Raw genomic sequence first — 232 nt, forward strand, 5'->3', positions numbered from 1 at the left:
GTCCAGGGCCTCCTCGGCCAGCGCAGCCCAGGCCACCGAGGCCGACGGGTGCGCCGCTGCCACGATCGTCGCGTTCTCACCGGCCAGCAGTGCGGCCTCGGCCTCCGGGTCACCGGGCAACAGCACCGGAGGTGGTCCGAGAAGATCGCCGAAGGGGGTCCCAGAGGAAGTCATTGCCCCATTGTCCACATCCCGCGTGCCGTCGGGTGCACCCGCTAGGGTCAAATGGCAT

General features: G+C 69.8%; 1 protein-coding gene. It reads right to left on the reverse strand.

Annotation, left to right across the window (positions count from 1 at the left end; translation table 11 throughout):
* Positions 1–174 (reverse strand): DUF3151 family protein (locus FQ668_RS29235; RefSeq protein WP_144180906.1); only part of this gene is annotated, 174 nt, incomplete at its 3' end.
* Positions 175–232 lie beyond the last annotated feature (58 nt).

The organism is Pseudomonas sp. Kh14 (genome assembly GCF_900291005.1).
Classification (GTDB): Bacteria; Pseudomonadota; Gammaproteobacteria; order Pseudomonadales; family Pseudomonadaceae; genus Aquipseudomonas; species Aquipseudomonas alloputida.